This is a genomic window from Pigmentiphaga sp. GD03639, from assembly GCF_029845405.1.
In the GTDB taxonomy this organism is placed as follows: Bacteria; Pseudomonadota; Gammaproteobacteria; order Burkholderiales; family Burkholderiaceae_B; genus Pigmentiphaga; species Pigmentiphaga daeguensis.
Map to the genome: position 1 here is coordinate 252,148 of NZ_JAOCLR010000002.1, position 14,136 is coordinate 266,283.

General features: G+C 67.8%; 13 protein-coding genes. 11 read left to right on the forward strand and 2 right to left on the reverse strand.

Features of this window, described 5'->3' with window-relative positions; all coding sequences use genetic code 11:
• Window positions 1-1,737 carry an NADH-ubiquinone oxidoreductase-F iron-sulfur binding region domain-containing protein gene (locus N5K27_RS03185; protein WP_279814624.1) on the reverse strand — a complete coding sequence of 579 codons (1,737 nt, stop codon included), beginning with the start codon at window positions 1,735-1,737 and terminating at the stop codon, window positions 1-3.
• 127 nt (window positions 1,738-1,864) lie between these two features.
• On the opposite strand from N5K27_RS03185, the gene N5K27_RS03190 reads away from it, so the two are divergent.
• A complete protein-coding gene (locus N5K27_RS03190; RefSeq protein ID WP_279814627.1) occupies window positions 1,865-2,959 on the forward strand; it encodes a substrate-binding domain-containing protein in 1,095 nt (364 codons plus the stop codon).
• Here the strand turns inward: N5K27_RS03190 and N5K27_RS03195 are convergent.
• Window positions 2,956-4,212, reverse strand: coding sequence for an NYN domain-containing protein (locus N5K27_RS03195; RefSeq protein ID WP_279814628.1), 1,257 nt, complete (start codon window positions 4,210-4,212; stop codon window positions 2,956-2,958). The genes N5K27_RS03190 and N5K27_RS03195 overlap by 4 nt on opposite strands.
• Before the next feature lie 199 nt (window positions 4,213-4,411).
• On the opposite strand from N5K27_RS03195, the gene N5K27_RS03200 reads away from it, so the two are divergent.
• From N5K27_RS03200 to N5K27_RS03245, 10 genes are all read left to right on the forward strand, one after another.
• Window positions 4,412-5,377 (forward strand): ABC transporter ATP-binding protein, encoded by a 966-nt coding sequence (locus N5K27_RS03200; protein WP_130356838.1) that lies wholly within the window; start codon window positions 4,412-4,414, stop codon window positions 5,375-5,377.
• Complete coding sequence (locus N5K27_RS03205) at window positions 5,377-6,138, forward strand: ABC transporter permease (protein WP_279814775.1); 762 nt, start codon at window positions 5,377-5,379, stop codon at window positions 6,136-6,138. Before N5K27_RS03200 ends, N5K27_RS03205 begins: the two co-directional genes overlap by 1 nt.
• Before the next feature lie 273 nt (window positions 6,139-6,411).
• A complete protein-coding gene (locus N5K27_RS03210) occupies window positions 6,412-7,548 on the forward strand; it encodes an ABC transporter substrate-binding protein (RefSeq protein WP_243724389.1) in 1,137 nt (378 codons plus the stop codon).
• Window positions 7,549-7,573: 25 nt separating this feature from the next.
• Window positions 7,574-8,446, forward strand: coding sequence for a branched-chain amino acid ABC transporter permease (locus N5K27_RS03215; RefSeq protein WP_087841536.1), 873 nt, complete (start codon window positions 7,574-7,576; stop codon window positions 8,444-8,446).
• A 122-nt stretch (window positions 8,447-8,568) separates the two neighbouring features.
• The gene (locus N5K27_RS03220; RefSeq protein WP_279814633.1) at window positions 8,569-9,642 is read left to right on the forward strand and encodes a branched-chain amino acid ABC transporter permease; all 1,074 of its coding nucleotides are present in this window, start codon (window positions 8,569-8,571) and stop codon (window positions 9,640-9,642) included.
• A complete protein-coding gene (locus N5K27_RS03225; protein WP_243724388.1) occupies window positions 9,639-10,436 on the forward strand; it encodes an ABC transporter ATP-binding protein in 798 nt (265 codons plus the stop codon). The genes N5K27_RS03220 and N5K27_RS03225 overlap by 4 nt, the downstream gene beginning before the upstream one ends.
• On the forward strand, window positions 10,433-11,167 hold the full coding sequence (locus tag N5K27_RS03230; protein ID WP_087841539.1) for an ABC transporter ATP-binding protein: 735 nt from the start codon (window positions 10,433-10,435) through the stop codon (window positions 11,165-11,167). Before N5K27_RS03225 ends, N5K27_RS03230 begins: the two co-directional genes overlap by 4 nt.
• Before the next feature lie 146 nt (window positions 11,168-11,313).
• The gene (locus tag N5K27_RS03235; protein WP_087841540.1) at window positions 11,314-12,540 is read left to right on the forward strand and encodes an FAD-dependent monooxygenase; all 1,227 of its coding nucleotides are present in this window, start codon (window positions 11,314-11,316) and stop codon (window positions 12,538-12,540) included.
• A gap of 65 nt (window positions 12,541-12,605) precedes the next feature.
• Window positions 12,606-13,307 (forward strand): Asp/Glu racemase, encoded by a 702-nt coding sequence (locus N5K27_RS03240; protein ID WP_279814776.1) that lies wholly within the window; start codon window positions 12,606-12,608, stop codon window positions 13,305-13,307.
• A gap of 10 nt (window positions 13,308-13,317) precedes the next feature.
• Complete coding sequence (locus tag N5K27_RS03245) at window positions 13,318-14,124, forward strand: alpha/beta hydrolase (RefSeq protein WP_087841541.1); 807 nt, start codon at window positions 13,318-13,320, stop codon at window positions 14,122-14,124.
• Window positions 14,125-14,136: the final 12 nt, after the last annotated feature.

The following is a 14,136-nucleotide window of genomic DNA, read 5'->3' on the forward strand; positions in this document are numbered from 1 at the left end:
TCAGTTACCCGTGGCACGGCCGGACGACCCGGAGCCGAGTTCTCCAGGAAAATACTTGATGACGCAATCGACCGGATTGGGGGCGGCCTGGCCCAGTCCGCATATCGAGGCATCGCGCATGACGGCGGACAACTCCTCCAGCAGCGGGATGTCCCACTCGGGCTGGCGGATCAGCTCCAGCGCCTTGGCCGTGCCCACGCGGCAGGGCGTGCACTGGCCACAGGATTCGTCCTTGAAGAAGGCCATCATGTTGCGCGCCGCGCCCACGGCGGTGTCTCGATGGGACAGGACCATGACCGCCGCCGAGCCGATGAAGCAGCCGTAGGGTTGCAGCGTGTCGAAATCCAGCGGGATGTCGTTCATCGATGCCGGCAGGATGCCGCCCGACGCGCCGCCGGGCAGGTAGGCGTAGAACTCGTGGCCGTCCTGCATGCCGCCGCAGTATTCGTCGATCAGTTCCTGGATGGTGATGCCGGCCGGTGCCAGATGGACGCCGGGTTGGCGCACGCGTCCCGATACCGAGAACGAGCGCAGGCCCTTGCGCCCGCGCCGGCCCTGCGAGGCGAACCAGGCGCCGCCGCGTTCCAGGATGTCCCGGACCCAGTGCAGCGTCTCGAAGTTGTGCTCGAGCGTGGGACGGCCGAACAGTCCGACCTGCGCGACATAGGGCGGGCGCAGCCTGGGCATGCCGCGCTTGCCTTCGATCGATTCGATCATGGCCGATTCCTCGCCGCAGATGTAGGCACCGGCGCCTCGCCGCAATTCGATGCGGGGCAGGCCGGAAACGGGCGGATCGGCGCGCAGGCGGTCCAGCTCCGCCTGCAGGATGGCGCGGCAGCCGTGGTATTCGTCGCGCAGGTAGATGTAGACGGCCTGCGCCTCGACGGCCCAGGCCGCGATCAACAGGCCCTCCAGGTGGCGATGCGGATCGCGCTCGAGATAGTGGCGGTCCTTGAACGTGCCGGGTTCGCCTTCGTCCACGTTGACCGCCATCAGGCGCGGGGCGGGTTCGGCGCGCACCGCGCGCCACTTGCGGCCGGCGGGAAAGCCCGCGCCGCCCAGGCCGCGCAGGCCCGAGTCTTCCATGGCCTTGAGCACGGACTCCACGTCGCGCTGTCCGGACGCGCATTCGCGCAGCACGCGGTAGCCGCCCTGCGCGACATAGCCGGCGTAGTCGATGTAGGCGCCGGGCAGGTCGCGGGTGTCGCCGCTCGCGACGGCTGCCTGCACCGTATCGGCCGTCGCACAGGCAATGGGGCGCTGGCCCACCATCGCCACGGGAGCCTGTTCGCAGCGCCCCAGGCACGGCGCCGGCACGACGCGCACGCCGGTGCCCAGCAGTTGCGGCAGGCGCTCCAGCAGCGGCCCCGAGCCCGCCAGTTCACAGGACAGGCTGCCGCAGACCCGCACGGTCAGCGGCGCGGTGCCGGATTCGGCCTGCCCGTCGTCGCGTACCACGTCGAAGTGGTGGTAGAAGGACGCCACTTCATAGACCTCGGCCTGCGCCATGCGCAGTTCCTGGGCCAGCGCCGCCAGGTGGCGGGTGCCCAGTTGGCCGTAGCGGTCGTTGATGCGATGCAGGTGTTCGATCAGCAGGTCGCGCCGGCGCGGCGCGTCCCCCAGCAATGCGCGCACCTCGGCCAGCGCGGCGGGGTCGACGCGGCGGCCCTTGGGCTGCTGGCGCTTGCGTTCGCGCGTGGGCGCCGCCGCGACGATGGGGATGACTTTCTGGTCCATGGGGTTCCATGCCGTGCGTCGCGGTGGGCGGAAACGGCTAATATATGAAATTCAGAACATATGTCTCGCTACGCAACCCACTCTAACAAAGAAACTTCCCGCGAAAAATATGTTCAGGATTACATAAATGTTCAAGATCGCGATCCAACCCGGCTGGCACATCCAGGGGACGGGGGCCGAAGCCTCGTCCGCGGTGGATACGTCCCTGCTGTTGCGCCTGCTGGCCAGCATCCGCGAATCGGGCTCGATCGCGGCGGCCGGACGCCTGGAAGGGCTGTCCTATCGCCACGTATGGGGCCTGCTGCGCAGCGCCGAGCAGTTGTTCGGCACGCCGCTGCTGGAGAAGCGGCCGGGCAAGGGCACGCGGCTCAGCCACCTGGGTACGGTCCTGCTGCTGGCCGAAGACCGCATCCGCGCCCGCCTGTCGCCCACGCTGGACAGCCTGGCTTCGGAGCTCGAGGCCGAGATCCGCAAGGCCGTGGCGCCCGAACGCTCGCCGCTGCGGCTGTATGCCAGCCATGGTTTCGCCGTGGCGGCCCTGGTGGACTGGATCAACACCGCGCAGATGCCGGTCGAACTGCGCTACCGCAACAGCACCGAGGCGGTGGCCGCGCTGGCCCGCGGCGAATGCGACCTGGCCGGCTTCCACGTGCCCATCGGTCCCTTCGAGCGGGACGCGGTGCGCCAGTACCAGCAATGGCTGGATCCGCGCAAGCACGTGCTGGTCCAGTTGGCGCTGCGGGTGCAGGGGCTGTGCGTGGCGCCGGGCAATCCCAAGCGCATCCGGGCGCTGGGGGATCTTGCGCGGCCGGGTGTGCGCTTCGTCAACCGGCAGGCGGGCTCGGGCACGCGCATGCTGCTGGAGCTGATGCTGGCGCGCGACCAGGTGGCGCAGCAGGCCATCAACGGTTTCGACAGCACCGAGTTCACGCACGCGGCCGTGGCTGCCTACATCGCCAGCGGCATGGCCGACGTGGGGTTCGGCATCGAGACCGCCGCCCGGCGCTTCGGGCTGGATTTCGTGCCGCTGGTCACCGAGCGCTACTTCTTCGCGGTGGAGCAGTCGGCGCTGGAGGCCCGGCGGCTGGACGACGTACTGGCGATCCTGAAGGCGCCCGGCTTCATACGGCGCCTGGAGGCGCTGCCGGGCTATGAGCCGGTGGCGACCGGCGAAGTGCTGACGCTGGCGCGCGCCTTCGGCGGCCGTCCGGCTGGCGCCTAACCTTCCTGGGCCTTCGCCGCGGTCTTGCGGGCGCGGGGGCGCGCGGGCGTCTTGCGGGCGGTCTTGCGTGCCGCCTTCTTGGCGGGCGCGCCGGCCGGGGTGTCGGCGGCATCGGCGCCGCCGGTGCCGGTGGTCTCAGCGGCGGGGGGCTGGACCGGTTCGGGCGTTGGTGCGACCGGCGCGGGCCGCGCGGCCGGCTCGGCGGCAACCAGGGGCAGGGTGGTGGCGGGTTCTTGCCGCGCCGTGTCCCCGGCCGCCTCGGCCTCGGGCCGTGCCCGGCGAGAGGCGCTCTTGCCGGCGCTGCGGGTGTTGCGCCGCTTATCCGCCCGGGGGGCGGGCGTTTCGCCGGCGGGGACCTCGGCGGGCTCGATGGCCGGGGCAGGGGCCGGCACCGGCACGGACCTGGGCGCCGCCGGCTCGACCGGCGCGGTTTCGCCGCTGGCGCGGTATACGTAGGCGCCCGATTTTTCGTCGCGGCCGAATTCCAGCAGCCCGCGCGACTGGGCCGCCTCCAGCAGATTGCCGAAGGCGCGGAAGCCGTAATAGGACTCGTTGAAGTCGGGCCGGCGCCGTTTGATGGCTTCCTTCAGCACCGAGGCCCAGATCTTGCCGGTGTCGCCGCGCTCGGCCAGCAGCGCGTCGAAGGTCTCGACCGCCAGCGCGATGCCTTTCTCGCGCCGGGATTCCAGTTCGTCCTTGCGCGACTTGTCCTCGTCGTGCGGACGGCGGTTGGCGGGCTGCGCGCCGCGCGGCTCGCGCCGGGCCGCCTGGTGCGTCTCGCGGACCAGGTCGTCGTAGAAGATGAATTCGTCGCAATTGGCGATCAGCAGGTCCGAGGTGGACTGCTTGACGCCCAGGCCGATGACCTGCTTGGCGTTCTCGCGCAGCTTGGAGACCAGCGGCGAGAAGTCGGAGTCGCCGCTGATGATCACGAAGGTGTTGACGTGCGACTTGGTGTAACAGAGGTCCAGCGCGTCGACCACCATCCGGATGTCGGCCGAGTTCTTGCCCGACTGGCGCACGTGCGGGATGTCGATCAGCTCGAAGTTGGCCTCGTGCATGGTGGCCTTGAAGCCCTTGTAGCGGTCCCAGTCGCAATAGGCCTTCTTGACCACGATGCTGCCCTTGAGCAGCAGGCGTTCGAGCACCAGCTTGATGTCGAAGCGCTCGTACTTGGCGTCGCGCACGCCCAGGGCCACGTTCTCGAAGTCGCAGAACAGCGCCATGCTGACGTTTTCCGGGGGATGGTTCATGGGGGAATGCTCCGGTCGTGCGGCGGCGGGCGGGGTGCCGGCCGCGAAAACAGGATGATACCGGGTCGGCCACGCGGGAAATGTCCCTGCTGGCGGAACAGGCTTGAGGACGCCTCCGGACCTATCCTATACACTCGACTTCCGCCGCCGGGACCGTGCCATTTCCCCTCCCATTCCCCCGCGGTGTGCTCATCACGCCATGCAGCCAGTCTCGACCCGCCCCCCGCTTCCCGGCGAGGCGCCCGCGATCGTTTCCATCTCGGGCCTCGCCAAGACCTACGCCAATGGCTTCCACGCGCTCAAGGGCGTGGACCTGCAGATACGCAAGGGCGAGATCTTCGCCCTGCTGGGCCCCAACGGTGCCGGCAAGACCACCTTGATCAGCATCGTCTGTGGACTGTCGCGCCCGACCGCCGGCACCGTGCTGGTGGACGGCCACGACATCATCGGCGACTACCGCGCGGCGCGTACGCGCATCGGCCTGGTGCCGCAGGAGCTGGCCACCGATGCCTTCGAATCGGTGTGGGCCACCGTCAGCTTCAGCCGCGGCCTGTTCGGCCACCCGGCCAATCCGGCGCGTATCGAGAGCATCCTGCGCGACCTGTCGCTGTGGGACAAACGCAATGCCAAGATCATGACGCTGTCCGGCGGCATGAAGCGGCGCGTGCTGATCGCCAAGGCCCTGGCCCACGAACCCAAGGTGCTGTTCCTGGACGAACCGACCGCCGGCGTGGACGTCGAGCTGCGGCGGGACATGTGGAAGATGGTGCGCCGCCTGCGCGACGAGGGCATGACCATCATCCTGACCACCCACTACATCGAGGAAGCCGAGGACATGGCCGATCGCATCGGCGTCATCAACAAGGGCGAGCTGGTGCTGGTCGAGGAAAAGCGGGCGCTGATGCGCAAGCTGGGCAAGAAGCAACTGACGCTGCAATTGCAGGCCCCGCTCCAGGCGCTGCCGCCGGCGCTGGCCGGCTACGCGCTGGAGCTGGCCGACGGCGGCAATGCGCTGGTCTACACCTTCGACACCCAGGGCGAGGCCACCGGCATCGCCTCGCTGATGCGGGCCCTGAACGAGCAGGGCATCGACTTCAAGGACCTGCATTCCAGCGAAAGTTCGCTGGAGGATATTTTCGTGAGCCTGGTGCGGGAGCAAGCATGATCAACTTCTACGCAATCCGGGCGATCTACCGGTTCGAGATGGCGCGCACCTTCCGCACGCTGACCCAGAGCATCGCCTCGCCGGTGCTGTCCACGTCGCTCTACTTCATCGTGTTCGGCACCGCCATCGGTTCGCGCATGGGCGAGATCGGCGGCGTCAGCTACGGAGCCTTCATCATTCCCGGCCTGATCATGATGTCGCTGCTGAACGAAAGCATTTCCAACGCCTCGTTCGGCATCTACCTGCCCAAGTGGACGGGCACCATCTACGAGCTGCTGTCGGCGCCGGTGTCACCCGTCGAGGCGGTGGTCGGCTACGTCGGGGCGGCGGCCACCAAGTCGATGATGCTGGGCCTCCTGATCCTGGTCACGGCGCGCATCTTCGTGCCGTACCACATCGAGCATCCCGTCTGGATGGTCGGCTTCCTGGTCCTGACCGCTGTCACCTTCAGCCTGTTCGGTTTCATCATCGGCCTGTGGGCCGACGATTTCCAGAAGCTGCAGATCATTCCGCTCATGGTAGTCACGCCGCTGACCTTCCTGGGCGGCGCGTTCTACTCGATCGGCATGCTGCCGCCGATCTGGCAGAAGATCACCCTGGCCAACCCCGTGGTCTACCTCATCAGCGGGTTCCGCTGGAGCTTCTACGGCCAGTCCGACGTCAACGTCGTGGTCAGCCTGGGCATGACGCTGGCGTTCCTGGTCGTATGCCTGGGCATCGTGACCTGGATCTTCCGCACCGGCTACAAGATGAAGACCTGAGGCCGGCCCGCCGCGCCATTCCGGTGCGCATGGACCCCCGCCGGTGCGGCGGCGCGCCCCGAGCGGGCGCCGCACCGGTGTTCCGCCCAGGGCGCACGGCTGGCACTCTTCCTGCTTAAGAAGCGACGGTGCCGGGAAATTATTGAGTCGATCAATTATTTTTCCCGGATCGTGCCGATTGCCGTAAACCCTAATTCATCGATAAATTAATTACTTGTTTAATTAATCGAGGCGGTGGGCAATTCTTAATCGAAACCTTTGCGAGAGGTCGCTATGCGTAAGCTGTCTTGGGCATTGTTGCTGGCGGGGACCATGGGCGGGGCAGCTCCCGCGGCGTGGGCGCAGGAAACCATCAAGATCGGTGTCATCCAGCCCCTCACGGGTTCGGTCGCCTACAACGGACTCACCTACGTCAACGGCGCCAAGCTTGCGGTCGAGCGCCGCAACGCGGCCGGCGGCGTGCTGGGCAAGAAGATCGAGCTGGTCATCGAGGACGGCCAGTGCCGTCCCGCCAACTCGGTGAACGCGGCCGAGAAACTGATCGTGCGCGACAAGGTCGTGGCGCTGACCGGGGCCTTCTGCAGCTCGGCCACGGCGGCGGTGATGCCCGTGGCCGAGAAATACAAGCTGCCCATGCTGACCGGGGTGTCCTCGAAGGCGGACCTGACCGAGAAGGGACTCCAGTACTTCTTCCGCTCGGCCGAGACCGACCGGTTGATGTCCAGGACTTTCAGCAAGATCCTGGCGCAGAAGCTGCAACTGAAAACGGTGGCCTACATCGGCGTCAACGACGACTGGGGCCGCGGCGGCGTGGAGGACTTCTCCAAGGACCTCTCCGCGCTCGGGGTCAAGACGGTGATGAAGGAGTACTTCGATCACGGCGCCACCGACTTCTACACCTTGCTGACCAAGCTGCGCGCGGCCAAGCCCGACGGGGTCTTCGTCGCCGCCGAGACCCAGGACGGCTCCATCCTGGTCAAGCAGTTCAAGGAGTTCGGCATCCAGACCAAGATCTTCGGCGTGGGATCGTGGGCGACCTCCGACTTCATCGGGCTGACGGGCGACGCCTCGGAAGGCATTTACGCGGCGGTGCCCTACGCCTCCAGCATGCCGGGCGAGCGCAACCAGGCCTTCGTCCAGTACTACAGCGCCGCCTACAAGGAAAAGCCGGGCAAGTACGGCGCCGCCGGCTACAACGCGCTGAACATCGTGATGGAGGCGATCGCCCGGGCGGGCAACACGCAGCCCGATGCGATCCGCGATGCCCTGCGCAAGACGGACTACGCCGCGCCCAACGGCCATTTCAAGTTCACCGAGAAGGGCGAGGGCTACGGCTTCGACGTGGTGCTGGTGCAGATCCAGAACCGCGAGCCCAAGGTGGTGGCGCAGGCCCCCACCGAGCGGCCCTGATCCGCGCGCCGAGTCGGGAGAAACGATGGACTTGCTGCCGCAGTTCCTGGCCAACGGACTGGTGATCGGGTCCTTCTATGCGCTGTCGGCGCTGGGGCTCACGCTCATCCTCGGCCTGATGCGCGTCGTCAACTTCGCCCATGGAGAGCTGTACATGCTGGGGGGCGTGCTGGGCTGGTGGGTGACCACCGCCCTGGGCCTGGATTTCCTGACGGGCCTGGCGCTGGTCGCCCTGGTCATGGGGGTGTTCGGCTGGCTGGTCGACCGCGTGCTGATAGAGCGCATCCGTGGCCAGGGCGAAGAGCCGGGCATCCTGCTGACCATCGGCCTGTCCATCTTCCTGGCCAACACGGCGCTGCTGGTGGTGGGCACCGCGCCGCTGAAGGTGGAAGGGCCGGTTTCCAGCGGGCCGGTGTTCCTGGGCCCCATCGTGGTCACCAAGATCCGGCTGTTCGCCGTCGCGGTGTGCGCGGCGCTGATCGTGGCCGCCTACCTGCTGATCCAGAAGACGCGCCTGGGCCGCGCGATGCGGGCGACCTTCCAGGATCCGATGGCCGCGCAACTGGCGGGCATCAAGACCGCGAACGTATACGCCTGCACCTTCGCGCTGGGAACCGTCATCGCGTCGCTGGCCGGGATGCTGCTCGGATCGATCTATTCGGCGCAGGTGTCGGTGGGCGGGCTGGTCAGCATGAAGGCCTTCGTCGTGGTGATCCTGGGCGGCATGGGCAGCTTCGCGGGCGCCATCGTCGGCGGGCTGGTGCTGGGGGTGGCGGAGGCGCTCTGGGGCGGCTACGTCGCCACCGGCTGGGTCGACATCATCGGTTTCGTCATCGTGATCCTTACCCTGGTGTTCCGGCCCTACGGCCTGTTCTCCAAACGAGCCGAGAGAGCCTAGATGACGCCCCCCCCCTACGCCCTTCGGGCGCCCCCCAGGGGGCGGCGCTGGCGGACCGGCAAAGCCGGATCCGCGGCGCCCTGGATCGGGCAGGGCATTTGCATACGTCATGGGGAGTTGAGATGCAGTTCGAACGTAACGCGATCTTGGTTGCGCTGCTGGTCGCGGGGCTGCTGCCGCTGGTGGTCCACGACCAGTACCTGCTGCACGTGGCCATCATGGTGCTGTTCTATGCCGTGCTGGCCACCAGCCTGAATCTGATCGTGGGCTATGTGGGCGAGTTCTCGCTCGGCCATACGGCCTTCCTGGGCACGGGGGCCTATGCCGCGGCGCTGCTGTCCACCCAGCTGGGCTGGCCGATGTGGGCCACGATTCCCGCCGCCGGCGTGCTGGCGGCGGCCATGGGCCTGTTGATCGGCAGCATCACGCTGCGCCTGCAAGGGCCGTTCTTCGTCATCGTGACGCTGTCGTTCGCCGAGGTGCTGCGGCTGGTGGCGGACAACTGGGTCGCCTTCACCAACGGCCCGATGGGTATCGCCGGGGTGCCGCAGCCGGCATGGCTGGCCCAGGCAGGCAACCTGGCGACCAAGCAGTTCTTCTTCTACCTGGCCTGGGGCGTGCTGGCGGTCTCGCTCTACCTGGCGTACCGCTTCGTCTATTCCAATGCCGGCCGGGCCGCGGTAGCCGTGCGCGAGAACCGCTACGTCGCCCAGTCCATCGGCATCCGGCCGTTTCGCTACGCCATGCTGGCATTCGTGCTGGGCGCCTTCCTGGCGGGCATGGCGGGCGGGTTCTACGCGCACTACATCTCGTTCGTCGGGCCGGAAGTCTTCCGCTTCGCCTTCATGGTCAGCATGATCATCATGGTGCTGATCGGCGGCAAGGGGACCCTGGTCGGGCCGCTGATCGGGGCGCTGCTGGTGACCTTCCTGGAGGAATACCTGCGCGAGGCCAAGGAACTGCGGCTGTCGCTGTTCGGCCTGGCGGTGATGGCCATCGTGCTGTTCCTGCCGCGCGGCCTGATGGGATTCCTGACGACCCGCCGAGAGATGAGGACTCCCCCCTACGCGCTGTCGCGCGCCCCCCGGGGGGCGGCACCGGCGGACTGGCGGAGCCAGATCCGCTGTGCCCTGGGTCGGGGGGGCGCCATTCTATCCGGTGTAAGCGGCGCGTGGCGCCTTGGGAAACCGAAATGACAACTGTGCATGCAATTGGCCACGCCCCCATGCTGGACGTGCGCGGGCTGTGCAAGACCTTCGGCGGCATCAAGGCGGTCAAGGACATCAGCTTCCAGGTCAGGGCGGGCGAGATCGTCGGCCTGATCGGGCCCAATGGCGCGGGCAAGACGACCTGCTTCAACCTGATCACCGGGTTCTACGCGCCCACCTCGGGCGAAGTCCACGTCAGGGGCGAGAACCTGACCGGCGCTAAACCCTACCAAATGGCCAGGAAGGGCATCGTCCGCAGCTTCCAGAAGACGAACATCCTGAAGTCGCTGTCGGTGTTCGAGAACATCCTGGCCGGCCACTACCTGAGCGCCCGGCAGGGCCTGCTGCAGACCTTCTTCCCGGGCCGCAAGGTCCGCGCGGCCGAACGCGCCGCGCGCGAGGAGGCCGAACGCATCGTCCACATCATGGGGCTGGGCGAACGCATGAACGCGCCGGCCTACCTGCTGTCCTGCGGCGAGCTGCGCCTGCTGGAGGTCGGCCTGGCGCTGGCGGCCAAGCCGGACATCCTGATGCTGGACGAGCCCGCCGCGGGCCTGAACAGTCAGGAAGCCATGGAGCTGGGGCGCATCCTGAAAAAACTGCGGGGCACGCAGGTGCAGTCCATCCTGATCGTCGAGCACAACATGGGCCTGGTCATGAGCGTATCGGACCGCGTGGTCGTCATGCACTTCGGCGAAAAACTGGCCGAGGGCGTGCCGGCGGACGTGCAGCGCGACCCGCGCGTGATCGAGGCCTATCTGGGAGGAGGGCGCGCGGCATGAGCACCGTCCAGGCATCATCCGCTCCGCTGCTGGAGCTGGACAATCTTCACGTGGGCTATGGCAAGACCGCCGCGCTGCACGGCGTGAGCCTGCGCGTGCAGCCGGGCGAGACCGTGGCGCTGATCGGCGCCAACGGGGCGGGCAAGAGCACGACGCTGCGCGCCATCTCGGGCTTGCTCAAGCCCACGCGCGGCAGCATCCGCTTCAACGGGCGCGACATAGGCGGCATGGCGCCGGACCGCATCGTCGGGCTGGGCATTGCCCAGAGCCCGGAGGAACGCCATGTATGGCCCGCCATGACGGTCTACGAAAACCTGGTGCTCGGCGCCTACCTGTGCCGGTCGCAGGCCACCGTACAGCAGCGCGTGGCCAGGGTGTACGAACGTTTCCCGCGGCTGAAGGAACGCCATCAGCAACTGGCCGGCACGCTCAGCGGCGGCGAGCAGCAGATGCTGGCGATCGGCCGCGCCCTGATGTCCGAGCCCGTGCTGCTCCTTCTGGACGAGCCCAGCCTGGGGCTCAGCCCCAAGATGGCCGACGAGGTGTTCGACGTGGTGCGCGAGATCAGCAGGCAGGGCGTGACCGTCCTGTTGGTGGAGCAGAACGTGCACAACGCGCTGACCGCCGCGTCGCGTGCCTATGTGTTCGAGACCGGCCGGGTCGTGGCGCAGAGGGAGTCCGCGGGATTGCTGGAGGATCCGGAACTGCTGGCCGCCTATCTGGGAGGCTAGGGCCTGTGCCAGCCGCCTTCTAGCGTGAGCAGGCCCCAGGCGACGATGGAGCCCGGGCGTCATCGAAGCATTTATTAATTTTCTGTTTAATTATTTATGGGGGCCGGCCTGCCGCCGGCCCCCGCAGGAAGGAAAGGAGAAGCCGTATGAGTCGTCCCTTGCGCGTAGGCATCGTGGGTGGCGGGATCGGGGGCGTGGCGCTGTCGCGTGCCCTGACGCTGCGCGGTATCGAGAATCATGTGTTCGAGCGGGCGTCGGCGTTCGGCGAAGTCGGCGCCGGCGTGCAGGTCACGCCCAACGCCGTCAAGGTCTTGAAGGCGCTGGGCCTGACGGACGACCTGAAGCGGGTGGGGTTCCTGCCGCAAGCCATGGTGGGACGCAACTGGCGCTCGGGACGCGAGCTGTTCCGCACGCCGCTGAAGGAAAGCTGCCCGCAGATCTACGGCGCGGAGTTCTATCACGTCCATCGCGCGGACCTGCATGCCATCCTGTCGCAACACCTGGCCGACGGCAAGGGCGCGACGCTGGGCATCCATTGCACCGGCGTGCGCACCGAGGGCGGGACCGCCGTCGCGTCCCTGAGCGACGGCGGCGAATACGAGGCCGACCTGATCGTGGGCGCCGACGGCGTGCGCTCGGTGGTGCGCGATGCGCTGTTCGGCACGGAGTCGGCGCAGTTCACCGGCCACATGTGCTGGCGGGCCCTGGTGCCGGTGGACCGCCATCCGCTGAAGTTCGTCAGTCCGGACGCGGCGTTCTGGATGGGGCCGCACGGACACCTGGTCACCTACTACGTCAACGGCGGGGCGGCGGTGAACATCGTGGCCGTGAACGAGTCGCGCAACTGGGTGGAGGAGTCCTGGAACGTGCGCAGCAGCCGGGAAGAACTCACGAAGGCCTATGAAGGCTGGCATCCCGACGTGATCGAGCTTTTCAGCCGGACCCAGGATGTCTACAAGTGGGGGCTGTTTGACCGGGATCCGATGCAGGCCTGGTCCAAGGGCCGGGTCACGCTGCTGGGGGATGCGGCGCACCCGATGCTGCCCTTCCTGTCCCAGGGGGCGGCCATGGCCATCGAGGACGGCTACGTCCTTGGCGCGGCGCTGGAGCACTATGGCCGCGACGTCGGCGCCGCGCTGCAGGCCTACGAGGCCGAGCGCAAGCCGCGCACCAGCCGCGTGCAGCTGGAAGCCCGCGAGCGCGGCAAGACCTATCACCTGCCGTCGCCGTGGGCGCAGTTCAAGCGCGACCTGCTGTACCGGTGGCGCGAGCTGATCAATCCCAATGCCGTGGGCATCCAGGCAAACTGGGTCTACATCTACGACGCGACCACGTGCGCGCAGCGCTTCGGCCGGCCGGCGCTGGCGGCGTGAAGGGGAGGACCTCCATGACATCCCGCTACCGCATCGGCCAGATCGTGCCGAGTTCCAACACGACCATGGAGACCGAGATTCCGGCCATGCTGCGGCTGCGCGAGCAGATCCGGCCGGAACGGTTCACCTTCCATTCGGCGCGCATGCGCATGAAGCACGTCACGAAGGAAGAACTGGCCGCGATGGACGCCGAGTCCGACCGCTGCGCCCTGGAGCTGAGCGACGCCCGGGTCGATGTGCTGGGCTACGCCTGCCTGGTGGCCATCATGGCGATGGGCACGGGCTATCACCGCGAGTCCGAGGCGCGGCTCGGCCAGCGTACCCGCGAGAACGGCGGCGCCGCCCCGGTCGTGACCAGCGCGGGCGCGCTGGTGGACGCATTGAAGATCCTCGGCGCCCGGCGCATCGCCCTGGTCGCACCCTACATGGTGCCGCTGACCCGGCTGGTGATCGGCTACATCGAAAGCGAGGGCGTCCAGGTGACCCAATGGCGCGCGCTGGAGATTCCCGACAACCTGGAAGTGGGGCGGCACGATCCAGGCCGGCTGCCGGACATCGTCGCCTCGATGGATACCTCGGACGTGGATGCCGTCGTGCTGTCCGCCTGCGTGCAGATGCCGTCGCTGCCGGTCATCGCCCGGGTCGAGGCGCTGACCGGCAAGCCGGCCGTGACCGCGGCCGTCGCCACCACCTACGCCATGCTCAAGGCGCTGGACCTCGAGCCCATCGTGCCCGGGGCCGGGGCCTTGCTGTCGGGCCGTTACTAGGGAGCCATTCGTGAGCAGCACTTTTCTTTACGGCGCCAACGTGCGCGCCAACGGCATACGCCAACACTATCTGCGTTTCGGCGGCAAGGGCCGGCCCCTGGTGCTGGTGCCAGGCATCACCAGCCCCGCGGTGACCTGGGCGTTCGTGGCCGAGCGGCTGGGGCGCCAGTTCGACACCTACGTGCTCGACGTCAGGGGACGCGGCTTGTCCGAGACGGCGCCGGGCATGGACTACAGCCTGGAGGCCTGCGCGGCCGACGTGGGCGCCTTCGCGCAGGCGCTGGGGCTGGCGGACTATTTCCTGGTCGGGCATTCGATGGGCGCGCGTATCGGTGCCATCGTGGCCGCGCACCACGCGCAAGGGCTGGCGCGCCTCGTCATGGTGGACCCGCCGGTGTCGGGACCGGGCCGCCGGCCCTATCCGGCCAGGATCGACTGGTACGTGGATTCCATCCGGCTCATGCGGGAAGGCGCCGACTGGGAAAAGCTCAAGCCGTTCTCGCCTACCTGGACCGAGGCACAACTGCGCCTGCGTGCCGAATGGCTGCATACCTGCGACGAGGACGCCGTGGTGTGCGCCTACCACGCCTTCGGCACGCACGACATGCATGCCGACCTGCCGGCGATCGCGGTGCCCGCGCTGCTGATGGTCGCGGGCAAGGGAGGCGTCATCGAGGCGGCCGACGTCGACGAGATCCGCAGCCTGATGCCCGGGCTGGAAGTGCGGACCGTGCCGACGGCCGGGCACATGATCCCCTGGGATGACGAGGAAGGCTTCTTCCAGGGCTTTGGCACCTTTCTGGGAACCCCCGTTTAGCAAGGAGCACGC